The sequence below is a fragment of the Mesorhizobium sp. BR1-1-15 genome, assembly GCF_020165475.1.
In the GTDB taxonomy this organism is placed as follows: Bacteria; Pseudomonadota; Alphaproteobacteria; order Rhizobiales; family Rhizobiaceae; genus Mesorhizobium.
This window is the reverse complement of sequence record NZ_JAIUIF010000008.1, coordinates 61,475-85,212: the sequence shown is the minus strand read 5'-3', so window position 1 is coordinate 85,212 and position 23,738 is coordinate 61,475. Positions and strand designations below refer to the sequence as shown.

Sequence of the window (23,738 nt, the reverse complement as noted above, 5' to 3'; positions counted from 1 at the left end):
GTTATCTCCAACGTTGGGAAAGTCGGTCGGCGAGAAGGACGAAAACCAGAAGGGCGCCGACAATCCCCACCTGCCAGACCGTGTTGATGTTCAATTGCAGAAGGCCGGTCTTCAGCGTGACCAGCAGCAGGACGGCCGCGAACACGCCGCCGACGCCACCGCGTCCGCCGGTGATGACGATGCCTCCCAGCATGGCCGCGGTCAGCGATTCCAGTTCGAGGTTCTGGCCGATATTGGGCCTGCCGCTGCCGAGCCAGGCGAGAGAGACGAGGCCGGCAGCACCGGCAAGCGCGCCGCTCAGCACATAAAGGATGAAGCGCACGCGATCGACCGGAATGCCGACCAGTTTGGCCGAGCGTTCATTGAAGCCCATGGCGTAGATCCAGCGTCCCCAGGCCGTCGAGAGCAGCACGAGAGCGGCAAGCGCGAAGCAGGGGACGGCGAGCGTAAGGAAAGGGACGGGGATGCCCATGATCGCACCGCGCCCCCAAACGAGCAGCCAGGCGGGCACGCCGGACTGGGCCGCACCGCCGGTGGCGGCAAGCGCCAGGCCGGAATAGACGAAGAATGTTCCCAGCGTCGCGATGAAGGGGAGAAGGGCGAGCCCGTTCACCAGCCATCCGTTCAAGGCGCCGAGCACAGCGCCAGCCAGGATGCAGACGACCGGCAACAGAAGGGGTGGCAACCCCAGCTTCAGGGAAAGCATGGCAACGATCGCCGAGAGCGAAACGGCGCCGCCAACGGACAGGTCGATGCCCGCGCCCCCGGCCAGGACGACCAGCGCCTGTCCAAGGCCGACCAGGGCCAGGATCGTCGAAAATTGCAAAATCGTGGTGACGGTGCCAAGATTGAAGACCGAGGGCTTGAGCGCCAGCAGGCCGACAATAACGACCAGCCAGAGGCCGCACAGCAGAGCCAAAGTGAGGGCGGGGCCCTGCAGGTTCCGGATCCTGTTCATGCGCGGGCTCGCAGGAATTGGGCAAGCGGCAGCCGGTTGGAGACAGCTTCGAAGCCAAGCACGCCGATGATGAGAACGCCGGTAACCACAGGCTGCCAAAGCGAGGGGACGCCGATCAGGAGCAATCCATTCTGGAGAATTCTCAGAAGCAGTACGCCGAAGACCGTGCCGATCAAGCTGCATCTGCCGCCCAATATGCTCGTGCCGCCGAGAATGACCGCGGCGATCGCATCGAGCGCCAGCGTGCTGCCGATCGTCATCTCCACATTGCGGTAGGTGGCGACGTAAAACGTGGCGGCAATGCCAGTCAGGACGCCACTGATGACGAAGGTCATGAAGCGTACCTTGACCACGGGGATTCCGGACAGCCGGGCCTTTTCCTCGGAATTGCCGATCGCCAGCAGGTGCGGCCCGTAGGGGGTTCGCCGCAACGCCAGCCAGACGACCAGATAGGCGATGGCAATGACGATGGCTGGGACTGGAATGCCGAGTACGGTGGTTGCCAGAAGATTGGTGAGGCTCGAGGGCAGGCCCGAGAGCCACTGCCCGCCGAGAAGGACAAAGACGGCGGTGCGGTAGACGCCAAGCAGGCCGAGCGTTCCCACGATTGCCGGAACGCGACCGAGGACGACGACGGTGGCCGTCACGCAGCCGAGCAGCGCACCGACCGCAGGGCCAGCGATGAGCGCCAGCAGCGGATTGCCCTCGGCGCCGAGCACACGGCCGATCGCTATTGCCGCCAGACCCATGACGATGCCGATCGAGACGTCGATGCCGCCCATGGCCAGCAGCAAGGTCATGCCAAGGCCGATCAGCAGCAGTTCGACGCTGTTGCGCAGGACGGTCGCCGCATTGCCTGGCATCGCGTAGTGGGGCGATGCGACAGAAAAGATGACGATCGCCAGGAGACAGGCGGCAAGCAAGGACCACTCCCGCCCGTTCATGGCCAAAACGCCGTTTCCAAACTGTCGCACCGTGTTCATCCCAAGGCTCAGAAGTTGAACTTGTCGACATTGTCCTTCGTGAAGACCGCCGGCGGTCCGAGCAGCAGGATGCCCTTGGCGGCATCATAGGTGGCGGGCTTTTCGAGGCCGGCGATCTTGTTTTCCGCTTCGAAGCTCTTGCCGTCGATCAACTGCTTGCCGGCCCAGACCGTGAGATAGCCCAGCTGTTCGGGATCCCACAGCACGGTGAAGCCGAAGGCGCCGCTCTTCAGGTAGGATCGCGCCGTGTTCGGGCTGCAATAGCCCGTGCCGATGACGGAGCCGATCTTACCGGCGGTTTCGATGGCCTGGGCGACGCCCGGGCAGGTCGAGGATGCGACGGCGATGATGGCCTTGATGTCGGGATTGGCGGCCATGAGATCGCCTGATATCTGCGCGGCGCGCTCGGCCGTGCCGCCGGCGAATTGCGGAGCCAGCAGTTTCAGCTTCGGATATTTGGCGGTGGCCTCTTTCTGCATGAAGCCGATCCAGGCGTTGAGATTGGACGCCGTCGCCTCGCCGGAGACGATGCCGATCGTGGCGTCCTCGCCGACGCGCTTCACCAACTCATCGATGATCGTCGTGCCGAGCCCTTCGTCGGTCGCCTGCGCCACATAGACGGCACGGCCGCTGTCGGGTGCATCGCTGTCGCTGGTGAAAAGCTTGATGCCCTTGGCCTTGGCGCTCTCGACGACGGGCGCGATGCTGGACGCATCCAGCACGCTGACCGAGATCGCCTGGACACCCTGGTCGATCAGGTTCTGCACGATCTGCAACTGATCGACCGGGTTGGTGTCGACGGGGCCGGAATAGATGAAATCGACGCCCAGGTCCTTCGCGGCGCGATTGCCGCCGGCTTCCATGGCATTGAAATAGGGTATGCCGATCAATTGCGGGACGAAGGCGACCTTGGGCTTGTCGGCGGCATGCGCCGCCGTGGCGACCACGAGTGACAGCACGGAAACGGCGAGCGCTTTTTTGAGTTGAGAAAGCATTGGTTTATCCTCTCTGGAATGGACGTGCATTTCAGTTTGATTTTTCAAGCGCCCGCACGTCGGGATGAGCGCCTGTTATGAGCGAAACGACTTCCTCGTGATTGGTCTCGGCCGCCAGCCGTTCGGCCACCTTGCGGCCGCGCCGGAACACCACGATGCGGTCGGCGACCTCGAACACTTCGGAAATGTTGTGGCTGATGAGGACGACGGCACAACCGCGCGCGGCAAGCCGCCGCGTCAGTGCCAGAACCTTGCGGGTTTCGGCGACGGCAAGGGCCGCCGTCGGCTCGTCCATGATGACCAGCCTGGCATTCAGATTGAGGGCCCGGCAGATGGCCACGGCTTGGCGCTGACCGCCGGACAGGCTGCCGACGGGTGCTTCCGGATCGGAAATATGCGCGTCGAGCTCTTTCAGCAGGCCGTCGACGCGCTGGCGCATTTCCTTGCGCTTCAGGAAGGGAATACCCAAAATGGAGCGTTTCAATTCGCGGCCGAGAAAGACGTTTTCGGCAATCGACAGGTTTTCCGAGAGCGCCAGTTCCTGAAAGATCGTCGCGATCCCCGACGACGCCGCATCCTTGGGCGAGGAGAAAGCCACCGGATTGCCCTCGATGAGAAGCTTTCCATCGCTGGGCGGATGGGCGCCCGCCAGGATCTTGATGAAGGTGGATTTGCCGGCGCCGTTGTCGCCGAGAAGCGCCAGCACCTCGCCAGAGCGGATCTCCAGGTCGACATTGGCAAGCGCGGTCAGAGCGCCGAAACGCTTGGCGATATTTCTGGCGACAAGAAACGGTTCTGTCATGGCGGTTCCCCGGCGGTTGCTGGTCGGCTAGACGGCCTTGCTGACCCAGCGCAGCACGTTGGTCCAAAGACGCGCATAGCCCGGCCATTCCACGAAGCTGTTGGGCAGCCAATGCGGGCCGATATCCGACGTCCAGGCCAGCGTGCGGCCCTGGCCATGGCGGCCGGTGACCAGCAGCGGATGACCGCCGTGATCCTGCGGCAACCGTGCGAGGATTTCGACGTCATCGCGATCGCGAGCGACGACCTCGTTGGCGCCGAGCAGCAGCGGCCATTCGCCTTCGATGCCGGCAAAGATCGGGTGATCCTTGGGACCGGTGATTTCAGGCCGGAACCCTTCGGGAATCTCGAGCCGGTCGTCATTGGGGAGGCAGGTTACCGGCAGCGCCTCCTCGACGGCCGTGCGGTGCCAGCGCGCCTTGCCGTCGATGCCCTGGAAAGAGAAATAGCCGCCGATCATGACCATGCCACCACCGGCCTGCGTCCAGTCGCGCAGAAGCTTGAGCCGGTTGGGCACTGTCTTGCCGTGCAGCCAGACATCGGGGTGAAGCAGCAGCGAGTTCGCGCCGATGTCGGAGAGGATGATGGCCTTGTATTGCGACAGGCCCTCCGTGGTGAAAGGCAGCTTTTCGACGGCTTCATGGGCCGGCATGTAGTCGAGGTCGAATTCGCTGCTCTTCAAGGCATCGACCAGCGGCGTCGCGCCCAGGTGAAAGGTGACGCTGCCGAACTGATCGAACCCCTTGTAGTGGGTCGCCGAACTCATCCAGCTCTCGCCGACCAGAAGCACTCTTGTTTTCGCCATGACCAATACTCTCCTGGGTTCCCGTAAGTTGTTGGTTCAGCTTGCCAACATGGCGTTGTTCGCCAAGGCGGCGGCCTTCAAAGTCGCGAAATCCGCGATGTAGCCCTGTGCGCCTTCGACCGTGGTCGTCAGGCTCGCGCCGATCGCCGCATGGCGGGCGGCGTCGTCCAGCGACGCACCATGCAGCCAGAGGCTTAGGAATATGCCGGCGAAGCTGTCGCCGGCGCCCGTCGCATCGACGCGGTCGACAGGCAGTGCCGGCACCTCGATCTGCGGTCCGCCATTCGCCGGAAAGACGACCGCGCCAAACTCGCCGAGAGTGAGCACGACCGTTCCGCGCGGCTTGATGCGTGCCAGCATCAGCCGCACCTCTTCGATCATCGTCGCCATCCTGGAGCGAAAGTCGAAAATCTCCCGCATCATCACATCGTTGATGAAGGTCAGGTCGATGTGCCGGACCATCTGCGTGAAGGTTTCAGGCGTGCGTGCGCTCTTGGGCAGGCCGGCCGAATGCAGGCTCACCCTCCAGCCGGCCTGATGAAAGCGCGCGATGGAAGCGGTCATCGTTTCGTAGTGGAAGCCTTCGATGTGAAGACAGGCCGGGCGCGGCTCGGGCTGGATGTCCAGATTGGCGGTCAGATCGATCTCGCCGAGTTCGAACGGTTCACTGATGATCGTGCGGCTGCCATTGCGCTCGATGATCACGATGGCTTGCGAAAGGCGGTTGTTGGGCGTGTTGCGGATCGGCAATGCGTGGACGCCCAGTTTGGAAAGCGCGCCGAGCGCCCAGTCACTCTCCGGGTCTTCACCGACCGCCGTCGCCAGTTCCACGTCGAGAGCGTAGGGCGCCCCAACACCGGCGGCGGCAACCGCGAGATTGGCCGCGGGCCCGCCCAGCGCCTTCTCGATATGACTGGCTGTGATGCGGTCGTCGCGATGCGGCAGGACGTCCACGCGGCAGAGAAAGTCGACACTGACCCGGCCCGCGACTAGGAGCCTCGGCAGATGATCGAGATTCTTCGGCCTATGGGGCGCGCGGCCCGGCAGCGAGCGCGCAAACGAACTCGGCCGGTACATCAGCGTGGCGATCGCCTTTTCGATGCGTTCGCGCGTGGCCTCCTTCAGGCCGGCAGTCCCATTGATGAAGTTCGACACCGTTCCGATGGAGACACCGGCGGCGCGTGCGACATCCGCTATGGTCGGGCGCTTGCGTTGCAATGGCTGGCTCCAATTGAAGCGTTTCAAACGGTATCAACGGAAATGCCGCCCCTCAACGAAATTATCTTCTAAAAGACCGGGAAATTGCAGGGAAATTTGGAAACCTGTGGCGAGATGGCCTGAATTTCGGGCCATTCGTTCCAGAATTGAACGTTTTTCAAATTCTTGAGCCGAAAGACCGCCGACGAATTGCCTGCTTTCATTCGGGCGCCGGTGGCTTCGCCGAGCCGATGATCTAGATCAGCAGCAACCCCTTCATACTGGAATAGCCCTTGCGACCGATGATGATGTGGTCATGCACGGAAATGCCCAGCCGCTTGGCCGCGTCGATGATCTCCTTGGTCATCTCGATATCGGCACGCGATGGCGTCGGATCGCCCGACGGGTGGTTGTGCACCAGGATGATTGCCGTCGCCGACAGTTCGAGAGCGCGCTTGACCACCTCACGCGGATAGACGGGCGTATGGTCAACAGTGCCGGTCTGCTGCACCTCGTCGGCAATCAGCGTGTTCTTCTTGTCAAGGAACAGGATGCGGAACTGCTCGCGCGCCTCGAAGGCCATGGCTGACCGGCAATAGTCGAGAAGCTGCTGCCAAGAGGAGAGGATTTCGCGGCCATGGACCTCGCTGCGCGCCATGCGCTGGGCCGTCGCCGCAATGACCTTCAGGTCGAGCGCTACCACCGGGCCCACGCCCTTGACCTCCTGGAGGAGGCCGACGGGCGCGCCAAGCACCTCGGCCAGGGTACCGAAGCGGGAGAGCAGCGCCTTGGCGACCGGCTTGGTGTCGGCGCGCGGGATCAGGCGGAAGAGCAGGAGTTCCAGAAGCTCATAGTCGGGCAGGGCGTCGGGACCTGCCGAGGCGAAGCGTTCGCGCAAACGGTCGCGATGGCCGAGATAATGCGGCTTCTCCTCGATCCTCCTGGCCTTCGCAGGAGGCCGGGCTGTCCCAGGAGAGTGCATGGTCGCGGAAAGCTGCGCAGGCTTTTCTGCAAAGAAACTGCGCTCGTCGTCGTCACCTGACATCTCGTCTGCCCCCCAGCTCCCCGACCGCGAGCGCCGGGAGAACGAAACATTAGGCTGGCAGGCCGGGGCGGTCGAGCTTTTTGGGGGAGAGCGTGAAGATCTCGCAGCCGGTGTCGGTCACGCCGATCGTGTGTTCGTATTGCGCCGACAGCGAGCGGTCGCGTGTCACCGCGGTCCAGCCGTCCGACAGGACTTTCACATGCGGCCGGCCGAGGTTGATCATCGGCTCGACGGTGAAGATCATGCCGGGCCGCATCTCGACGCCCTCATTGGCGCTGCCATAATGCAGGATATTGGGCGCGTCGTGAAACAACTGGCCGACGCCGTGGCCGCAGAAGTCGCGCACCACCGAGCAGCGCTCGCCCTCGGCATAGCTCTGGATGGCCGCGCCAATGGCGCCGGTGCGGGCGCCAGGCCTGATCGCGGCAATGCCGCGCATCAGGCATTCGTGGGTGACTTCGAGCAGGCGTTCCGCCGCGCGTTTTATGGTGCCGACGGGGTACATGCGCGAGGAATCGCCGTGCCAGCCGTCGAGGATGTAGGTGACGTCGATGTTGACGATGTCGCCATCCTTCAGCGGCTTGTTGTCGGGGATGCCATGGCAGACAACATGATTGATCGAGGTGCAAGAAGACTTGGTGTAGCCGCGGTAGTTGAGCGTCGCCGGCAGCGCGCCATGATCCATGCCGAACTCGAAAACGAAACGATCTATGGTGTCGGTGGTGACGCCGGGCGCAACCATCGGCACCAGTTCGTCGAGGCAGCGCGCCGTGAGGTCGCATGCCTTGCGCATGCCGGCAAAACCTTCCTCGCCATAGAGGCGGATCTGGCCGGTGTTTCTGAGCGGTGCCGTGGCGGCGTCGAGATAAGTGACCATTGGTGTCCGTCTTGCCGGTGTGGCTCTGCAAGGGAGCCGGCGTGAAAATCTCCCCAGATTTGGCACTTGAGGGCAAAAGGTTCAAGGAAGAACTGCCCGGACACGACCAAGCGGCAGGGATATTCGGCGCGCCCCGGTGTCCTTGACGCCCTTGTTCCTTCCCTTTCAGTCGACCGTGCGGTAGGGCGAGGGAGGTTTTTGGAGATTTCATGAGCGTCGAGCACGCCAGATTGCCTGAAGCGCCGTTGAAGGCGGCCTGCTCATTGCTGATGAGCCTTGTGCTGCTGGCGATGCTGTCGCTTGGCCGGGCGGAGGTGCCCGTCTTTGCCGGAGCAGCCTCCGGTGTCGCCAGCGCTGGCGTGGAGCGGTCCGGCGAAGCGGCGGCGCTGCTGCGCATCACCGGCAAGGCGCAGGCGCTGGAAGTTCGTTCCGGCCGGCCGGCCCTGGTTAAGTTCGCCGGCGGCCATCCGGCCCTGCCGGCTCGGGACACCGTCTTTTCCTGGTTTGTTTCGGTTCCGCCGGCAGAGGTCGTCGCCGCCGACGGGGACGCCCGCACACCGTGGGCGACTGCCAATCAGCCGCGCGCGCCGCCATCGGTTCCGGCCTGAGCGGTTTCAACCGCTCCTTCACTCTAACCACTTCCTGTTCGCGCCTCGATCCGCGCGGCGGCTTCGGTCGCGCAGCGGTGCGTAGCGCGTCATTTCCGGATTGTTTCCATGCAACGTATCAGGACACTCAAGAGCCTTTCGCGCGCGGCCTGCGCCGCCATTTTCCTTTCCGTCCAGGCGCTCATCTGTATCGGAACCGTCTACTGGGCGCTGACGGAGACGCTCGGCCTTTCGGCGACAGCGGCACTTGTCCTTGGCGGGATTTTCGCTGTGCCGTCTGCTCTCGTGCTGCTTACGGCGGTGCGCATGGCCTTCGATGCGGAGACCGATCCCGCCAACCAGTAGCCGGACCGCCAAGGCGCCCGCGTTCGACAAGGCCGGGCGCCTTGGCGCTTGCTTGCGGCGGCTGCGGCAAAACGTCCATGACCGCGGAGACGCCACATTCCTGCGGTAGCGACCGGCCAGAGCAACTTTTTACGACGGATGGCGTTGCCGCTGGTGACGACAGTTCGGGAGATGGCGGATGGACAGACTGCAATTCGAGGTGCCGGTGCGTATCGCGCCCGGACCCGGCCTGCCTGTCGAGGAGATCTACAGCGTCGAACAGGCCCTTGATTTTCTCCAGGCCTGGCCGCTGCGCCGGCAAGGCCCGATTTACCAGAAGGCCTTCAACGCCTGCTTCGGCGCCACCGTGGACGTGGTCAAGACCGAGGATGCCTGCCGGGCGTTCATGGTGTTCTGCCGGGTGACCGGGCTGATGGCCCGGGACATGATGGCGCCGCGCAAGCGCGGTGGCCAGGCGAGAGGGCTGCAAGCCTGAGGTGCGCTGCGCTCTTTCGTTCTCCTGGCCGAACGGCGCATCGATGCCGATGCCATTAAGCTTCCGTTTCCACTTTCGCGGCTACGCCATGCTTGTTCGGCAATGGTTGATTCGTTGCGTCAGTCTCGTGGTTCGGAAGATGTCCCCAGAAAAAATCCGTGCATTCCCGATCGACCGTCAGGCATTCCTGGTTCGGGAGGTGGCTGCCAGGCTCGACAGTTTGCATGGCGACAGCGCCACCTCGTTCTGGAGGGCCAAGGCGACGGAGTTGTTCGATCTCGTCGTCAGATCAGGCAGGGACAGGGCGGCGGCCAGCGACGAGGTGCGCAGGTTCTTCTTCGCCGTGCAAAAAGAGATATCGGCCGGCGCGGCCACTGAGCCGATGCCAATTCTTTCCGCCTGAAGTGCTCCGCAAGGCGTCCCACAGCCGGTCCATGCCACCGCTAGCGGAACAGATATTTTGAAACTTCGGGGTTGCCGCGTCGCCACATGACGTTGTCAAGGAAGTAGTGGTGCACGTTGATGAAGATCAGCACTATGAAGAAGAACAGCGACGAACCCAGGACTTCCTTGTCGTAAGGGATCAAGGCAGTCAGTGCCGCCGGGATCAGCCAGAAACCGAGACCGCCGAGGACCCCGCCGGCGACGACGAACCCCAGGACTCGCGTCCTGTAGATCGGACCAAGAACGGACAGGATTCTGGAGTCCGGAACCTTTTGTGCATCGGGACCGTCACGCTCGACATTGCTTTGATAGCGCCAGACCACGGCCAGGTACTGCAGCGAATGGAGAGCCGGCACCACGAGCAGCCACAGCGGGTTTATTCTCACGACCAGGATCCAAAGATATAGGGACGCGATATAAGCGACGACGCCGTTATACGGCAGGCTGCCGCCATTTTTACTCCAGCGATTGATCAGCATCACGACGGTGGCGGCCGTGGAAGCGGCCGCGGCCGACAGCGCAATCGTGTTGAGCCACGCAGGCGTGGCAAACGTATAATATTCCAAGCCGTAATATTTTGCTTGGCTGACCGCCGTGTTCGTCTGAAGCCATGCGAACAGCCATACGGCATAGCTGTTGACCAGCAAGATTTTCTTGTCCGGATTGGTGAAGAACCTGCGCTTCAACACGGCGTCCACCATCAACATGCCGTAGCCTTGCTTGACGTAGTGCCAGCCCACGAAAAAGAACATCGCGTTGGCTGCGTTTCCGAGCAGCCGGGCGTTCGCCGTTATCGAGCCGTAAGCAAAAAACCCGACCATGAGCAGGGGAACGACAATGCCGGCGAAAATGTAGCGGATCTGGAGGCCCCTGTCGTATCCCTCGCCGCGCACCTTGCTTCCAAAATTGCGATAGAAGAGTTGGTAAGAGTGGGCGAAATGCGGATAGTTTATCAAGTAGGCCAGGAAAAACATCGCCGCCGCAACAAGGCTGTCGTATTTGGTAGGCACGAAGAACAGGGCCGGCAAAATCAGGAATGCGCTGCCGCCAAGCATGAGGAAGTCGGCCAGCGGGCCAAAGAGATATCTTTGTGGCGGCGTCGCCGCAGGAGCTCGAGCATCCGCCGAAAGGTGAATTGCCATATTAGCATCCCCCTGGGAAAGCCGATTTAACCATCGAGCCTTGCCCTCGACAAGGTCGAGGCGGCGGAATGGTCAACACGTAAAATGACGTTTCGGAAGGGGGTGTTACCCTGTCCGGCGCAATAGCTCTTGACGCCGAAAGGAGCGGAGGGGACATCGAGTGAAGCTGGTACGCCCAAGGGGAATCGAACCCCTGTTACCGCCGTGAAAGGGCGGTGTCCTGACCGCTAGACGATGGGCGCGCTCAGATGAAAGCGGCTTATACTGGCGTTGTGCGCAACCGGCAACCCGTCAGGTGCCGGCTTGGACAACTTTTTTCCTGACTGCCGAAGCGAGTGATTCACGCAGCGCCAGCGGCAATTTTTCTGGCGGCCGTCACCAGCCGCTGCGTGGATTTCCGGGCACTTTTCAGACGATTGCGGAAGCGGCCCGATGCAAATGCATGTCGCTCAAAAGTGAGCTCCGTTTCAGCGCGACGCGCTTTGGCGCGTCCAGCCGAACCGGCCCTGGTCAGCCTTCGCCACCGCTGCGCCGGCGGCAGCGCCAGTTCCAGTCGCGCTCGGGGCCGACGTCGACATGGACCGATTCGGTGTGGCAGTAGGTGCCGACGCCGCCGCGGCCGGGCATCGTCCTGACGTAGCTCGCCAGCTCCCATTTCGAGACGCCCGGCACCTGGATGTCGGCGGCGGCGCAATACATGTGCAGCGAATTCTTGGCGCCGTTGGCACGGCGGTTGCGGGCGGGGTCGCGATAGCCGGAGGTGACGACCATCTTGCGGCCGTAGTGGCCTTCGATCGTCTTGAGCACGCGCACCAGCGAGGGCTTGAGGCACGCCACGTCGACGCTCTCGTTCTGCTTCAAGAGGCCGTTAGGCGCGAGGCGCGCCATGCCGGCGGCGGAGGCTACCTGGTAGAGGCCGCCCGAACCTTCATCCTCGTTGAGGTCGACGTCGCTTTCGTCGTCGAGGCCGGATTTGCGCTTGATCTCGAACAGCGCCGTCTGGCGGACGCCCGGCAGGGCATCGCTGCCGGTGATGTGACCTGAGTCGTCGCCGAGCGAAGCCAGCTGCACCGGTTTCGCCGTGGAATCGGCCGAGGCCAGTGTAATGATCGGCTTTGCCGCCACCGGGGCGGGCTTGGCCTGCACAGCCGGCTGTTCGCCTGCGCGCGTGTTGACCAGTGGAGCGGGCTTCGCCGAAGCCGGCGTGGCGCCAAACATCGAGGCCAGGAAACCCCTTTTCTTCGGCGCCTCCGCTTGCTGCGCCTCGCCAGCGGTCACATAGATCGGATTGTTCATCGCCGGTGTGGCGGCCTGCTTCGGCGCCGTCACGGCCGCGTCGGCGGCGGCGATCTTCTGCGCCGCCGCATCGGTCTGCTGCGCCGTCTGCGGCTGCTGCTCCAGCGATTGCGGCGTGTTTCCGGCAATCGTTTCAGCTTCAGCCGGCGCGGTGAGCGGGAAGGCCGCCTGCGGCTTGGTAATCGGCACGTAGGCGACCGTCTCGGGCAGCGCTGTGTCGCCTTCCGCCATCACTGTGGTCTGCGTGGTCGCCGTCTGCGACGACGAATCGCCGGCCACGATCGGCTTGTTTGTCGAGGCTGCGTTGATGTCCGACGCGGAGGCATTGTAGCCGGGCATGCCAACCGACATTGTGGGGTCGCCGGCCGAGGTGCAGGAGGCCAGGAGCACGGAGCAGAGCGCCGCCGCAATGGTGCGGCGTTCTCCCTTCGCGAGGCTCCACCCTGCTGATTTCAAAGTCAAATTCCCCCTCGATATCCGATCGGTATATCCTTGGCGCGGCGTCCGAACGGCTGCGTCGAGGTGCCCCTTGTCTCCGATCCGGAAACGAGACCTGTGTCAAATCAGCAAGCCTGGAAGTATTTTTGCGGCAATTGCCGAATTTAGGCGGCAAGATGGTTGACGACACCATTTCGCCCGCTTTTACGGGTCCGTCAACTCACCAGACATTACAGTCGGTTACACACGCACCTTGACATAGGTGCCGGGGGCATCACCAAAAGTTTTCATATGCTTGCCTGCTTTGCGGGCAGGCACGCGATTATTGTCCTTAGCCTCTATCCAGCTCTGCCAGTGCGGCCACCAGGAGCCAGGATGGTCGGTTGCCCTTGCGATCCACTCGCCGAAGTCGCCCTCCGGCTTGCCGCCGGTCCAGTACTGGTACTTGCCCGATGCGGGCGGGTTGACGACGCCGGCGATATGACCGGAGCCCGCCATCACGTATTCGACCTCGCCACCGAAATATTTCGAGCCGAGGAAGACGGACAGCGCGGGAGCGATGTGGTCTTCCCTGGAGGCGAGGTTGTAGACGGGGATCTTGATGTCGGCGAGCGAAACGGTGCGTCCGGCAAGTTCCATCCTGCCGCGCGAGAGGTTGTTCTCGAGATAGCAGTTGCGCAAATAGAAGGAGTGGTTGGCCGCCGCCATGCGTGTCGAATCGGCATTCCAGTAAAGCAGGTCGAAGGGCAGGGGATCCTTGCCGCGCATGTAGTTGTTGACGACATAGGGCCAGATCAGGTCGCCGGAGCGCAGCATGTTGAAGGCGGTCGCCATCTTGGTGCCGTCGAGATAGCCCTTTTCGTTCATCGCCTTTTCCACCGCCGCGACCTGTTCCTCGTCGACGAACACCTTGAGGTCGCCGGCATAGGTGAAATCGACCTGGGTGGTGAAGAAGGTCGCCGATTTGATGCGATCGTCACCCTCCTGCGCCAGCAGGGCAAGTGCCGCCGCCAGCAACGTGCCGCCGACGCAGTAGCCGATAGCGTTGACCTCTTTCTCGCCTGTGGCCTTCTCGATAGTGTCGAGGCCGTATTGCAGCCCCTCTCTTGTATAAGCCTCCCAGTTCTTCATGCCGTGGCGTTCATCAGGGTTGATCCAGGAGATGACGAACACGGTGTGGCCCTGTTCGATCGCCCAGCGGATGAAGGATTTCTGCGGGTTGAGGTCGAGTATGTAGAACTTGTTGATCCAGGGCGGGCAGATCAGCAGCGGCCGTTTCAGCACCGTCTCGGTGGCGGGATCGTATTGAATGATCTCGGCGACGTCGCTGCGGCCGACCACCTTGCCGGGGGTGGTGGCGATGTTGCGGCCGATCTCGAAGGGCGAGTAGTCGGCCTGACGCAGCTTCAGGTCGCCCTTGCCGGCCGCGATGTCCTCGGCCAGCATCTTCATGCCGCGCACAAGATTTTCGCCGTTCGAGGCGATGGTTTCGCGAAACAGTTCCGGATTGGTCAGGATGAAATTCGACGGCGAGATGGCGTTGGACACCTGCTTGACGTAGAAGCTCGCCTTGTGGCGGGTGTGGTCATCCAGGCCTTCGGCGTGCTCGACAAGATCAGCCGCCCAGCGCGAGGTGACGAGATAGGCCTGTTTCAAGAAATCGAAGAAGGCGTTGCGGCCCCATTCCGGATCCTGGAAACGCTTGTCGCCGCGCTCCGGCTTGACCGCGTCCTCGGTTCGCTCGGCATCGGCGCTGACGCGCTGGATAGCGTTCGCCCAAACCGTCATATAGCCGGCGAACAGCCGCGTCTGCGCTTCGAGCGCGCGTTGTGGGTCGGCAAGCCAGTATTCGCTGAGCTTGGAGAAGGTCTTCACCATGTCGACGACCGGTTCGGCGACATGGTCGCGCACTTCGCCCTTCTCGCGCGGCTCGGCCCAGGCGGAAGCCGCCTTGCCGGCCTGCTCGATCATGCGCGCCATGTTCAGGGCGAAGCGTTCCGGGTCCTTCACCAGATATTGCTCGACCGTCGAAGGTCCGCCATCTTCCGCTTTGCCCGAATCGGGTGTTTTGGACATGGTGCGCGGGGTTCCTCCCGAAGCGTTTTCTTGACATATTACCATGGGACATCTGACTGGGTCCAACCTCGCTCTACCCCGGCTGCCAAGGAAACAATATGACGATTAACATTGGCGAGACTGTTTTTTTCGGCGCCGGTCGTTTTTGCCGCATCGGTGCGGCAATTGCCCTGCTGTGCCTTGGGGCCTGCTCGAGCACCAATACCAGCGGCCCGGTGCCCATCGCCACATCAGCGGGACCGAAGGATACCGGCACCTTTCCGAACCTGAACATCCCGCCGAAAGTAGCGGCCAAACAGTTCACCGATGCCGAGAGGAATGCCAGGCTCGCGGAATTGAAGGGGGACGAAAGCGCGCAGGCAGCCAATGGCGGCGCCCCCAACGTCACCAATCAGGCGGCGCTGACGGACCTGGCCAGCAAGCATGGCGCGCAGACGCTGAAGCAGATCGAAGGCAAATGCGACCCCACCCTCGACCCTACCTGCAAATAAGTATATAGCGCGCGCCCAAGGCACTTGCCGACACGGCGCGCCTTGCCAAACGCCAAGTGATGTCTGGAACTGCCATGGAAGAGTTTCACAAGGTCCGCCGGCTTCCGCCCTATGTCTTCGAGCAGGTCAACCGGCTCAAGGCCAGCGCCCGCTCGCGCGGCGCCGACATCATCGACCTCGGCATGGGCAATCCGGACCTGCCGACGCCCAAGGCAATCGTCGACAAGTTGTGCGAAGTGGTGCGCGATCCGCGCACCCATCGCTATTCCTCCTCGCGCGGCATTCCGGGCCTGCGCCGCGCCCAGGCCGCTTACTATCAGCGCCGCTTCGGCGTGAAGCTTGATCCCGATACGCAAGTGGTGGCAACGCTGGGTTCGAAAGAGGGCTTCGCCAACATGGCGCAGGCGATCACCGCCCCTGGCGACGTGATCCTGTGCCCGAATCCAACCTACCCGATCCATGCTTTCGGCTTCATCATGTCGGGCGGCGTCATCCGGTCGCTGCAGGTGGAACCCGATGACGGTTTCATCCCGGCGGTCGAGCGCGGCATCCGCCATTCGATTCCGAAGCCGCTGGCGCTGATCCTCAACTACCCGTCGAACCCGACGGCGCTGGTCGCCTCGCTCGATTTTTACAAGGACGTGGTGGCGTTCGCGAAGAAGAACGACATCATCATCCTGTCGGACCTTGCCTATTCGGAGATCTATTTCGACGGCAATCCGCCGCCTTCGGTGCTGCAGGTGCCGGGCGCGATCGACGTTTGCGTCGAGTTCACCTCCATGTCGAAGACCTTCTCCATGCCCGGCTGGCGCATGGGCTTTGCGGTCGGCAACGAGCGGCTTATCTCGGCGCTGACCCGGGTGAAATCCTATCTCGATTACGGTGCGTTCACCCCGATCCAGGTGGCGGCCGCACACGCCCTCAACGGCGATGGCGCCGACATCGCCGAAGTGCGCGACATCTACCACAAGCGGCGCGACGTGATGGTGGATGCCTTCGGCCGCGCGGGCTGGACCATTCCGGCTCCGGCTGCGTCCATGTTCGCCTGGGCGCCGATTCCCGAGCCGTTCCGCCATCTCGGCTCGCTCGAATTCTCCAAGCTGCTCATCGAACATGCCGACGTTGCGGTGGCGCCAGGCGTCGGCTTCGGCGAACACGGCGATGATTTCGTGCGTGTCGCGCTGGTCGAGAACGAGCACCGGATCCGGCAGGCGGCGCGCAACATCAAGCGCTTCCTGGCGACCAGTGCCAAGCAACCCAACAATGTCGTGCCGCTTTCCGCCCATCGGTAAGCTTTCCGCACACAATTTCGTTTGATCTTTCGGGGGACATCGCCGGCCATGGCTGAAGCTCTGCGTGTTGGAATTGCCGGCCTCGGCACGGTCGGCGCCTCGGTGGCGCGCGTGCTGCGCGACAAGGCGGCGGAGCTGACACGGCAGTGTGGGCGCGACATCGTCGTGTCGGCGGTTTCGGCGCGTGATCCCAAGCGCGACCGCGGCGTCGATCTCAATGCCGCGAAATGGTTCGACGATCCGGTCAAGATGGCGCAGGCCGCCGAGATCGACGTTTTCGTCGAGCTGATCGGCGGCGACGAGGGGCCGGCGTTCGCGGCGGTCAGGGCGGCGCTCGAAGCCGGCCGCCATGTCGTTACCGCGAACAAGGCGCTGCTGGCCAAACATGGCGTCGCGCTCGCCGAGATCGCCGAGAAGAAGGGCGTGCTGCTCAACTACGAGGCCGCGGTGGCGGGCGGCATTCCCGTTATCAAGACGATGCGCGAGGCGATGGCCGGCAACTCGGTCACCCGTGTCTTCGGTATTCTCAACGGTACCTGCAACTATATCCTGACCCGGATGGAGGCCGAAGGCATCTCGTTCGACGCCTGCCTCAAGGACGCGCAGCGGCTGGGCTATGCCGAGGCCGACCCGACCTTCGACATCGAAGGCCATGACACCGCGCACAAGCTGTCGATCCTGACCAGCCTGGCCTTCGGCACCAAGATCGCCGCCAACGACATCTACATGGAAGGCATCTCGAACATCACCCAGGCCGATATCCGTGCGGCGGGCGATCTCGGCTACCGGATCAAGCTGCTTGGCGTTGCCCAGCGCACCGAGAGCGGCATCGAGCAGCGCGTGCATCCGACCATGGTGCCGACGGCCTCGGTGATCGCGCAGGTCCACGGCGTCATCAATGCGGTGGCGATCGAGACCGACATCCTCGGCGAACTGCTGCTCTCCGGGCCCGGCGCCGGCGGCAATGCCACCGCCTCGGCCGTCATCGGCGACATCGCCGATATAGCAAAGAGCCGTCCCGGCTTCCAGCACGGCCCGGTCTTCGGCAGGCCGGCGAGGGAATTGAAGCCTTACAAGAAGGCGCAGATGCGCAGCCATGCCGGCGGCTATTTCATCCGGCTGACCGTGCATGACCGCATTGGCGTGTTCGCGGCCATCGCCAAGCGCATGGCCGACAACGATATCTCGCTGGAATCGATCGTCCAGCACGCGATCAGCGGCGAAGCGGCGGCGCAAAAGACGGTGATCCTCGTCACCCACGAGACCACCGAAGCCGCGGTGCGCAAGGCCGTGGACGGTATCACCAAGGATGGCCACCTGACCGACAAGCCGCAGGTCATCCGGATCGAACGGGCAGGATAGATATTTCCTTCCGTTGTGTACCACTGGATTGCTGCGACGATACTGTTGCGGCCGATGCCGCTGCCTGGCTCGCCGGAACCAATCCCGGCCAGCGCCGTTCTCCCGAGGTGCAAACCGAGGGAATGCCAATGGCCGAAACATCGAAATCCGACACCCCCCAGATCGACGACATCCAAAAGACGCTCGAAAAGCAGATCGCCGACCTGCGCAAGGAGATCACCAGGATCAACAAGAGCCTTTCGGAGCGAGGTGCGGAACTGGTTGACGAGGCCTCGGCTCAGGCATCCGATGTCTACGACAGCGCGGCGAGCCGTGCGTCGCGAACGGCTCAGCAGTTGCGCAGCCAGGCGCAGGCGGTCTCGGAGGTCGCGCGTGAAAATCCGGGCACGACGACGGCTGTGGTCGGCGTCATCGGGCTGCTGGGTTTTCTGGCCGGCCTCGCCGTTGGCCAATCGATGAATGACACCCAGCGCCGCTGGTATTGATCCGGTAACGACCGAACCGGGTTTGCCGGCTTACCTGTCCATCGAGCAATTTCCAGGGGAGCACCATGGCTTCTTCCGTCCTGATCGGTATTCTGATCACGTTCCTCGTGATCATTCTGGTGCTTTATCTCATTCAGCGATTGCCGCTGGATGCCAGGATGCGGCAGATCGCGCAGATCATCGTCATCATCATCGGCATCGTTTCGCTATTGAAATATCTGGCCGTGTTTTAGATCTCGATACCTCCTTTGAAAGCGGCCCAGGTTCGCCGGAATCGTGCTATCCATAGTTTAATCGATTGATATTGCAGGCTTTTCGAGAAAACCTTCGAGAGGTCTTGCCGTTGTCATGCTCGTTTGACACAAGAGGCGCGCCTCCGGCGGGAGGCGGCATGCGAACGAGGATCGACCTGATGAACGTGGCCCACAACATTATCGCCGGACTTGACCGGATACTCACCATGGAACTGGTGCGCGTAACCGAGCGCGCCGCCGTCGCGGCCGCCAGGCTGCGCGGACGCGGTGACGAAAAGGCCGCCGACCAGGTCGCGGTGGACGCCATGCGCCAGGAGCTCAATCGCCTCGCCATCAAGGGCACGGTGGTGATCGGCGAAGGCGAGCGGGACGAGGCGCCGATGCTCTATATCGGAGAGGAGGTCGGCACCGGCAAAGGCCCGGCGGTCGACATTGCGCTCGACCCGCTGGAAGGCACCACGATCTGCGCGAAGAACCTGCCCAACGCGCTGGCCGTGATCGCCATCGCCGAGAAGGGCAGCCTGCTGTTCGCGCCCGACGTCTACATGGACAAGATCGCCATCGGCCCGGGCTATGCCGAGGGCGTCATCGACATCGATGCCTCGCCGGCCGAAAACATAGCCAGCCTGGCAAAGGCCAAGGGCGTCGCGGTGTCCGACGTTACCGCTTGCATCCTCGACCGTCCGCGCCATGGCAAGCTGATCGACGCCGTGCGCGCCACCGGGGCGGCAATCCGGCTGATCGGCGATGGCGACGTCGCCGGTGTCATCCACACCACCGATCCCGAGGAAACCGGCATCGACATCTATCTCGGCATTGGCGGCGCGCCGGAGGGGGTGCTGGCCGCCGCGGCGCTGCGCTGCACGGGTGGCCAGATGCAGGGCCGCTTGATCCTCGACACGCCCGAAAAGGTCGCCCGCGCCGGCAAGATGGGTATTGCCGACCCGAAGCGGGTCTACCGGGCCGAGGACATGGCGCGCGGCGATGTGTTGTTCGCGGCCACCGGCGTCACCGACGGCAACATGCTGGCAGGGGTCAAGTTCGGCCGCAACTACATCACAACGCACACGATCGTGCTGCGCTCGTCGTCGCGCACCGTGCGCGAGATCAAGGCCCGGCATCAGGACCTGGAAAAGTTCTGATGCATTCCTGACTGGCCGTCGCATATTGTGGGCAATGATCATCCGCAAACGTCGCCTCGCATGACGGGCGAGAGACGCCTTTTTCTCGATGTCCGACAGTCGGCCACCGGTGTTTCCTGGGAACATCGGCTGACCGAGCGGCAGGACATGGTCGCGCTTGCCATCGCACAGGGGCACGGCGTGCCCGATATCGTCGCGCGCGTGCTTGCCGGACGTGGCGTGACGGCGGAACAGGCGGAGCGCTTTCTCGACCCGACGATCCGCGACCTGCTGCCGGACCCGGCTTCGCTGACTGACATGGACAAGGCGGCCATTCGAATAGCCGCCGCGGTGATGGCCCGGGAGAAGGTGGCGATCTTCGGCGACTACGATGTCGATGGCGCCGCCTCGTCGGCCTTGCTCAAACGCTTCCTCGCGCATTTCTCGATATCGTCGGAAATCTACATTCCCGATCGTATCTTCGAGGGTTACGGTCCCAATCCCGAAGCCATGCGCGAGCTCGTCTCGCGCGGCGCGACGCTGATCGTCACCGTCGATTGCGGCACCAACAGCGCGGCTTCCATCGACGCGGCCAATGCCGCTGGTGCCGATGTCGTGGTGCTCGACCATCACCAGGTCGGCGGCGCCTTGCCGGCGGCACACGCGGTGGTCAACCCCAACCGCGACGACGACCTTTCCGGGCAGGGCCATCTCTGCGCCGCCGGAGTGGTTTTTCTCGCGCTGGTGCAGACGGCCAAGGTCCTGCGCGGCCGGCTGGCCGACGCCACGCCGCCGGACCTGCTCTCGCTGCTCGATCTCGTGGCGCTGGCCACGGTCTGCGATGTGGTGCCGCTCACCGGCGTCAACCGTGCCTTCGTCGTCAAGGGCTTGCAAGTGGCGCGCCAGCAGAAGAACGAGGGAATGTCTGCGCTGGCGCGGGTCTCGCGCGTCGGCGAGCCGCTCAGCACCTTCCATCTGGCCTACCTGATCGGACCGCGCATAAACGCCGGCGGGCGCATCGGCGACGCCGCCCTCGGCAGCCGGCTGCTTGCGACCGACGATCCGGTCGAGGCCCGCACCATCGCCGAGACGCTCGATCGGCTCAACCAGGAGCGGCAGCTGATGGAACACGAGATGCTGGCCGCGGCGCGTGCCGAGGCCGATGCCGAGCTTGCCGGCGGCAGCGGGCCGGCCATCGTCGTTACCGCTAGCACCAACTGGCATCCCGGCATCGTCGGCCTGCTTGCCTCCAGGCTCAAGGACCATGCCCGACGGCCGGCCTTCGCCATCGCCTTCAACGCCACCGGCACCGGCACCGGTTCAGGTCGCTCGGTGTCGGGCTTCGATCTCGGCCGGCTGGTGCGCGAAGCCGCAGATGCCGGGCTGATCGTCAAGGGCGGCGGCCATGGCATGGCAGCCGGCATTACCGTCGAGCGCACGCGGCTCGGCGAGCTCAGGGCATTTTTCGAGGAGCGCGCAGCAGCCGACGTGTTCCGATTGCAAGACGAGGAAAGCCTGGCGATCGACGGCGCGCTTGCCGCCGAGGGTGCGACGCTGGCCTTGCTGGATGCGCTGGAAAAGGCCGGCCCGTTCGGTGCAGGGCATGTCGCGCCTGTTTTCGCGCTGCCTCGCCATCGGCTGGCCGACGCCCGGCTGGTTGGCACCAACCACATCCGCGCCGACCTCCAGTCGGGCAGTGGCGGTCGCATCCAGGCGATCGCCTTTCGTGCCGTCGACACGGTGCTCGGCGACTTCCTGTTCAAGAACCGCGGTAAGACGATCCACGTCGCCGGCTCATTGTCGGGCAATTACTGGAACGGCAATCGCAGCGTGCAGTTCCGCATCGTCGACGCGGCACGCGCCTGATGCGTCTTTGATCAGGCGAGAACCGTCTGAAGCCGGGTCAGTTCGCCGATCTGTGCCATCGTTGCCCTATAGCCGATCTGGATCGCCTCATCGGCGCGGTGGAATTCGGTCAGACCGATGTGGCTGAGCTTGGGCTGCAGCGACATGTCCGGCGGATCGCCGGCAAGCCTGGCGCGCGAGATTCGGTCTTGGATGATGTTGAAGGCCTCGACCATGACGCCGGTGATGCCAAGCCGCGTCTGATGCGCCCGGTGCTCCGGGTCGAATTGGCCACTGCGCGGTGCATCGTTCTCGACGACCAGTTCGCCGGCGCTATGCTTGATGACGGCGGCACGGCCGAACAGGTCGTAATGAAGGTTGACCGCGACAACCAGCGGCTGCTCATAGGCACGGCAGACCGACACCGGCACCGGATTGACCAAAGCTCCGTCGACCAACACGCGGCCATTGCAAGTCACCGGCTCGAACACGCCAGGCAAGGCATAGGAAGCGCGCATGGCTGTTATCAGCGAGCCGTTCGACAGCCAGATCTCATGGCCGGTGCGGATTTCGGAAGCGACCGCGACGAACGGCTTGGACAAATCCTCAAAGCGAATGCCGGCCACATGCTCACGCAGGCGAGCATCCAGCTTCATGCCGCCGAACAGACCGCTGCCGCGCAGGTTTAGATCGAGCAGGCCGAAGATGCGCCGCCTGGTCAGGCTGCGGGCGAACTCTTCCAACTCGTCCAGTTTTCCGGCGAGGTAACAGCCGCCGACCAGCGCGCCGATCGAGGTGCCGGCAATCATCGAAACCTCGATGCCGGCTTCATCGAGCGCGCGCAGCACGCCGATATGCGCCCAGCCTCTTGCGCAACCGCCGCCCAGTGCAAGCGAGATGCCAGTTTTCTTTGGTGATGTTGTTTCGGACGCGCCGCCGGACGAAGCGGGACCATTCGCCTCTCGTACGTCCGCTCTGTTACGCAATGACGCCCACTCGAGCATCATGATCTCCCTTGTCCCACAGCTAATATATAGGCGGGCCGTATCGAAATGGTGAATCTATGTGGTTGGCTGCGGGCAAAAGGTTCAAGCTGGTCATTCACGGGAGCTTCCGATACGTTTTTTCCGCATCGAACAAGGGCTCGCTGCCATCGTCGGCAAGCATCGCCTTGCCGTCGATCAGCCCCACCGTCCGATAGAAGCAGGAACGCCGGCCTGTGTGACAAGTTGCGTCGTGGCCTAGCACTTTGACGCGCAACCATATGGCGTCCTGGTCACAATCCGTGAGCACCTCGATGACATGCTGGAGATTGCCTGACGTTTCGCCCTTCTTCCACAGCGCATTGCGCGAACGCGACCAGTAATGGGCGATACCTGTTTCAAGCGTCAACGCCAGAGCCTGCGCATTCATGTGCGCGACCATCAAAAGCATGCCGTCTGCCGCATCGGTGACGACGACGGTGACCAGGCCGGCGGCATCGAAGCGCGGTGAAAACACCGCGCCTTCTTCCAGCGCTTTCTTGTCTGAGGGAGCCTTCGGAAATTCCAGTGCCGACATCGCCGGGCTATCTTCCTGTTTGACCATGATTATCCGAAAACCGGTAGCCACTTTCGGAATCATGGTCCGGCGATGCCGGGCGAGGGGGCTTAGACTCCACCGCCGCGCACCATGGTGACGAAACGAACCTGTTCTTCGGGAGTATCCTTGAACACGCCGGTGAAGGTCGAGGTCAACGTGGTGGAGCCCTGCTTGCGGATGCCGCGCATGGCCATGCACATGTGCTCGGCCTCGATCATCACGGCAACGCCGCGCGGATTGAGCACATCCTGAATGACGCCGGCGATCTGCGCGGTCATGGCTTCCTGGGTCTGCAGGCGATGGGCGAAGATATCGACCACGCGCGCGATCTTGGACAGGCCGACGACCTTGCCGTCCGGCAGATAGCCGACATGGGCCTTGCCGATGATCGGCACCATGTGATGTTCGCAATGCGAATGGAACTGGATGTCCTTGACGATGACAAGGTCGTCGTAACCAGCCACTTCCTCGAAGGTGCGGCCAAGCTCTTCGGCCGGGCACATGTCATAGCCGCCGAACATTTCCCGATAGGCCTTGGCTACCCGCTTGGGCGTGTCGACCAGCCCTTCGCGATCGGGGTTGTCGCCGGTCCAGCGCAAAAGCGTGCGTACCGCAGCCTCGACCTCGGCCTCGCTCGGCCGGTCGGTGACGGGCTTTTCCATGTAGGCCGACTGGGGCATGAACTTCTTGATAACGGCATCCATAAAGGCGTCTCCCGTAGTCCCTCTCTCAGGAGGAACGAGTTGAACGGACCACGACCTTTCGGCGTCGGAAACTCGCCCGGTTTCCAGCCCCGTAAGCGGCGTGAGCAAACTGCGGCAA

The 23,738-nt window shown here is 63.1% G+C and carries 25 protein-coding genes and 1 tRNA gene; 11 read left to right on the top strand and 15 right to left on the bottom strand.

The window, feature by feature from the left end:
• Position 1: 1 nt before the first annotated feature.
• The 8 genes from LB541_RS15815 to map all read right to left on the bottom strand — a co-directional run bounded on the left by LB541_RS15815 (position 2) and on the right by map (position 7,661).
• Positions 2-958 carry an ABC transporter permease gene (locus LB541_RS15815; protein WP_224618910.1) on the bottom strand — a complete coding sequence of 319 codons (957 nt, stop codon included), beginning with the start codon at positions 956-958 and terminating at the stop codon, positions 2-4.
• Positions 955-1,881, bottom strand: a complete 927-nt coding sequence (locus tag LB541_RS15810; RefSeq protein ID WP_224618909.1) for an ABC transporter permease — start codon at positions 1,879-1,881, stop codon at positions 955-957. The genes LB541_RS15815 and LB541_RS15810 overlap by 4 nt, the downstream gene beginning before the upstream one ends.
• 68 nt (positions 1,882-1,949) lie before the next feature.
• Complete coding sequence (locus LB541_RS15805) at positions 1,950-2,936, bottom strand: autoinducer 2 ABC transporter substrate-binding protein (protein WP_140495805.1); 987 nt, start codon at positions 2,934-2,936, stop codon at positions 1,950-1,952.
• A 31-nt stretch (positions 2,937-2,967) separates the two neighbouring features.
• Positions 2,968-3,738 (bottom strand): ATP-binding cassette domain-containing protein, encoded by a 771-nt coding sequence (locus LB541_RS15800; RefSeq protein WP_140517083.1) that lies wholly within the window; start codon positions 3,736-3,738, stop codon positions 2,968-2,970.
• A 27-nt stretch (positions 3,739-3,765) separates the two neighbouring features.
• Positions 3,766-4,542, bottom strand: a complete 777-nt coding sequence (locus LB541_RS15795) for a glutamine amidotransferase (protein ID WP_224618908.1) — start codon at positions 4,540-4,542, stop codon at positions 3,766-3,768.
• A gap of 36 nt (positions 4,543-4,578) precedes the next feature.
• Positions 4,579-5,760, bottom strand: coding sequence for a carbohydrate kinase family protein (locus LB541_RS15790; RefSeq protein ID WP_140521013.1), 1,182 nt, complete (start codon positions 5,758-5,760; stop codon positions 4,579-4,581).
• 235 nt (positions 5,761-5,995) lie between these two features.
• Positions 5,996-6,784, bottom strand: a complete 789-nt coding sequence (gene radC, locus LB541_RS15785; protein WP_140521012.1) for a RadC family protein — start codon at positions 6,782-6,784, stop codon at positions 5,996-5,998.
• Between the two features lie 49 nt (positions 6,785-6,833).
• Positions 6,834-7,661: a type I methionyl aminopeptidase gene (gene map / locus LB541_RS15780; protein WP_140517079.1), complete on the bottom strand. Its 828-nt coding sequence runs from the start codon at positions 7,659-7,661 to the stop codon at positions 6,834-6,836.
• Between the two features lie 209 nt (positions 7,662-7,870).
• Here map and LB541_RS15775 point away from each other — a divergent pair, with 209 nt between their 5' ends.
• The 4 genes from LB541_RS15775 (at position 7,871) to LB541_RS15760 (ending at position 9,492) form a co-directional block, all read left to right on the top strand.
• Entirely contained in the window at positions 7,871-8,269 is a 399-nt protein-coding gene (locus LB541_RS15775) for a hypothetical protein (RefSeq protein ID WP_140564083.1), read from the top strand.
• A gap of 108 nt (positions 8,270-8,377) precedes the next feature.
• Positions 8,378-8,614 carry a hypothetical protein gene (locus tag LB541_RS15770; RefSeq protein WP_224618906.1) on the top strand — a complete coding sequence of 79 codons (237 nt, stop codon included), beginning with the start codon at positions 8,378-8,380 and terminating at the stop codon, positions 8,612-8,614.
• Positions 8,615-8,792: 178 nt separating this feature from the next.
• The gene (locus LB541_RS15765) at positions 8,793-9,089 is read left to right on the top strand and encodes a DUF982 domain-containing protein (RefSeq protein WP_224618905.1); all 297 of its coding nucleotides are present in this window, start codon (positions 8,793-8,795) and stop codon (positions 9,087-9,089) included.
• 43 nt (positions 9,090-9,132) lie between these two features.
• Complete coding sequence (locus LB541_RS15760) at positions 9,133-9,492, top strand: DUF6074 family protein (RefSeq protein ID WP_224618903.1); 360 nt, start codon at positions 9,133-9,135, stop codon at positions 9,490-9,492.
• Between the two features lie 40 nt (positions 9,493-9,532).
• On the opposite strand, the gene LB541_RS15755 is transcribed toward LB541_RS15760, so the two are convergent.
• The 4 genes from LB541_RS15755 to phaC all read right to left on the bottom strand — a co-directional run bounded on the left by LB541_RS15755 (position 9,533) and on the right by phaC (position 14,485).
• Positions 9,533-10,675 carry a hypothetical protein gene (locus LB541_RS15755; protein WP_224618895.1) on the bottom strand — a complete coding sequence of 381 codons (1,143 nt, stop codon included), beginning with the start codon at positions 10,673-10,675 and terminating at the stop codon, positions 9,533-9,535.
• Positions 10,676-10,842: 167 nt separating this feature from the next.
• Positions 10,843-10,917, bottom strand: a tRNA-Glu gene (locus LB541_RS15750).
• Between the two features lie 268 nt (positions 10,918-11,185).
• Complete coding sequence (locus tag LB541_RS15745; RefSeq protein ID WP_224618893.1) at positions 11,186-12,433, bottom strand: YcbK family protein; 1,248 nt, start codon at positions 12,431-12,433, stop codon at positions 11,186-11,188.
• Positions 12,434-12,649: 216 nt separating this feature from the next.
• Entirely contained in the window at positions 12,650-14,485 is a 1,836-nt protein-coding gene (phaC, locus tag LB541_RS15740; protein WP_140517069.1) for a class I poly(R)-hydroxyalkanoic acid synthase, read from the bottom strand.
• A gap of 98 nt (positions 14,486-14,583) precedes the next feature.
• Between phaC and LB541_RS15735 the strand changes: the two genes are divergently transcribed.
• The 7 genes from LB541_RS15735 to recJ all read left to right on the top strand — a co-directional run bounded on the left by LB541_RS15735 (position 14,584) and on the right by recJ (position 21,356).
• On the top strand, positions 14,584-14,976 hold the full coding sequence (locus tag LB541_RS15735) for a hypothetical protein (RefSeq protein ID WP_140495819.1): 393 nt from the start codon (positions 14,584-14,586) through the stop codon (positions 14,974-14,976).
• Between the two features lie 74 nt (positions 14,977-15,050).
• On the top strand, positions 15,051-16,268 hold the full coding sequence (locus LB541_RS15730) for an LL-diaminopimelate aminotransferase (RefSeq protein ID WP_140495820.1): 1,218 nt from the start codon (positions 15,051-15,053) through the stop codon (positions 16,266-16,268).
• Positions 16,269-16,316: 48 nt separating this feature from the next.
• Positions 16,317-17,630, top strand: a complete 1,314-nt coding sequence (locus tag LB541_RS15725; protein ID WP_140561487.1) for a homoserine dehydrogenase — start codon at positions 16,317-16,319, stop codon at positions 17,628-17,630.
• A gap of 128 nt (positions 17,631-17,758) precedes the next feature.
• Entirely contained in the window at positions 17,759-18,115 is a 357-nt protein-coding gene (locus LB541_RS15720) for a hypothetical protein (protein WP_140517065.1), read from the top strand.
• A gap of 65 nt (positions 18,116-18,180) precedes the next feature.
• Complete coding sequence (locus tag LB541_RS15715; protein WP_140495823.1) at positions 18,181-18,348, top strand: Thivi_2564 family membrane protein; 168 nt, start codon at positions 18,181-18,183, stop codon at positions 18,346-18,348.
• Positions 18,349-18,527: 179 nt separating this feature from the next.
• On the top strand, positions 18,528-19,511 hold the full coding sequence (gene glpX, locus LB541_RS15710; protein WP_140495884.1) for a class II fructose-bisphosphatase: 984 nt from the start codon (positions 18,528-18,530) through the stop codon (positions 19,509-19,511).
• A gap of 60 nt (positions 19,512-19,571) precedes the next feature.
• Positions 19,572-21,356 (top strand): single-stranded-DNA-specific exonuclease RecJ, encoded by a 1,785-nt coding sequence (gene recJ / locus LB541_RS15705; RefSeq protein WP_140517061.1) that lies wholly within the window; start codon positions 19,572-19,574, stop codon positions 21,354-21,356.
• A gap of 11 nt (positions 21,357-21,367) precedes the next feature.
• On the opposite strand, the gene LB541_RS15700 is transcribed toward recJ, so the two are convergent.
• From LB541_RS15700 to folE, 3 genes are all read right to left on the bottom strand, one after another.
• Positions 21,368-22,339: a patatin family protein gene (locus LB541_RS15700; protein WP_140517059.1), complete on the bottom strand. Its 972-nt coding sequence runs from the start codon at positions 22,337-22,339 to the stop codon at positions 21,368-21,370.
• A 97-nt stretch (positions 22,340-22,436) separates the two neighbouring features.
• Entirely contained in the window at positions 22,437-22,895 is a 459-nt protein-coding gene (gene hisI / locus LB541_RS15695; RefSeq protein WP_140675987.1) for a phosphoribosyl-AMP cyclohydrolase, read from the bottom strand.
• Between the two features lie 89 nt (positions 22,896-22,984).
• On the bottom strand, positions 22,985-23,620 hold the full coding sequence (gene folE, locus LB541_RS15690) for a GTP cyclohydrolase I FolE (protein WP_140517057.1): 636 nt from the start codon (positions 23,618-23,620) through the stop codon (positions 22,985-22,987).
• Positions 23,621-23,738: the final 118 nt, after the last annotated feature.

Excerpts from the sequence above, each read along its gene's own strand:
- LB541_RS15815 (WP_224618910.1), bottom strand. The coding sequence starts at position 958 with ATGAACAGGATCCGGAACCTGCAGGGCCCCGCCCTCACTTTGGCTCTG.
- LB541_RS15805 (WP_140495805.1), bottom strand. The coding sequence starts at position 2,936 with ATGCTTTCTCAACTCAAAAAAGCGCTCGCCGTTTCCGTGCTGTCACTC.
- LB541_RS15800 (WP_140517083.1), bottom strand. The coding sequence starts at position 3,738 with ATGACAGAACCGTTTCTTGTCGCCAGAAATATCGCCAAGCGTTTCGGC.
- LB541_RS15795 (WP_224618908.1), bottom strand. The coding sequence starts at position 4,542 with ATGGCGAAAACAAGAGTGCTTCTGGTCGGCGAGAGCTGGATGAGTTCG.
- radC (WP_140521012.1), bottom strand. The coding sequence starts at position 6,784 with ATGTCAGGTGACGACGACGAGCGCAGTTTCTTTGCAGAAAAGCCTGCG.
- map (WP_140517079.1), bottom strand. The coding sequence starts at position 7,661 with ATGGTCACTTATCTCGACGCCGCCACGGCACCGCTCAGAAACACCGGC.
- LB541_RS15775 (WP_140564083.1), top strand. The coding sequence starts at position 7,871 with ATGAGCGTCGAGCACGCCAGATTGCCTGAAGCGCCGTTGAAGGCGGCC.
- LB541_RS15770 (WP_224618906.1), top strand. The coding sequence starts at position 8,378 with ATGCAACGTATCAGGACACTCAAGAGCCTTTCGCGCGCGGCCTGCGCC.
- LB541_RS15765 (WP_224618905.1), top strand. The coding sequence starts at position 8,793 with ATGGACAGACTGCAATTCGAGGTGCCGGTGCGTATCGCGCCCGGACCC.
- LB541_RS15760 (WP_224618903.1), top strand. The coding sequence starts at position 9,133 with ATGCCGATGCCATTAAGCTTCCGTTTCCACTTTCGCGGCTACGCCATG.
- LB541_RS15755 (WP_224618895.1), bottom strand. The coding sequence starts at position 10,675 with ATGGCAATTCACCTTTCGGCGGATGCTCGAGCTCCTGCGGCGACGCCG.
- phaC (WP_140517069.1), bottom strand. The coding sequence starts at position 14,485 with ATGTCCAAAACACCCGATTCGGGCAAAGCGGAAGATGGCGGACCTTCG.
- LB541_RS15735 (WP_140495819.1), top strand. The coding sequence starts at position 14,584 with ATGACGATTAACATTGGCGAGACTGTTTTTTTCGGCGCCGGTCGTTTT.
- LB541_RS15730 (WP_140495820.1), top strand. The coding sequence starts at position 15,051 with ATGGAAGAGTTTCACAAGGTCCGCCGGCTTCCGCCCTATGTCTTCGAG.
- LB541_RS15725 (WP_140561487.1), top strand. The coding sequence starts at position 16,317 with ATGGCTGAAGCTCTGCGTGTTGGAATTGCCGGCCTCGGCACGGTCGGC.
- LB541_RS15720 (WP_140517065.1), top strand. The coding sequence starts at position 17,759 with ATGGCCGAAACATCGAAATCCGACACCCCCCAGATCGACGACATCCAA.
- LB541_RS15715 (WP_140495823.1), top strand. The coding sequence starts at position 18,181 with ATGGCTTCTTCCGTCCTGATCGGTATTCTGATCACGTTCCTCGTGATC.
- glpX (WP_140495884.1), top strand. The coding sequence starts at position 18,528 with ATGAACGTGGCCCACAACATTATCGCCGGACTTGACCGGATACTCACC.
- recJ (WP_140517061.1), top strand. The coding sequence starts at position 19,572 with ATGACGGGCGAGAGACGCCTTTTTCTCGATGTCCGACAGTCGGCCACC.
- LB541_RS15700 (WP_140517059.1), bottom strand. The coding sequence starts at position 22,339 with ATGCTCGAGTGGGCGTCATTGCGTAACAGAGCGGACGTACGAGAGGCG.
- hisI (WP_140675987.1), bottom strand. The coding sequence starts at position 22,895 with ATGTCGGCACTGGAATTTCCGAAGGCTCCCTCAGACAAGAAAGCGCTG.
- folE (WP_140517057.1), bottom strand. The coding sequence starts at position 23,620 with ATGGATGCCGTTATCAAGAAGTTCATGCCCCAGTCGGCCTACATGGAA.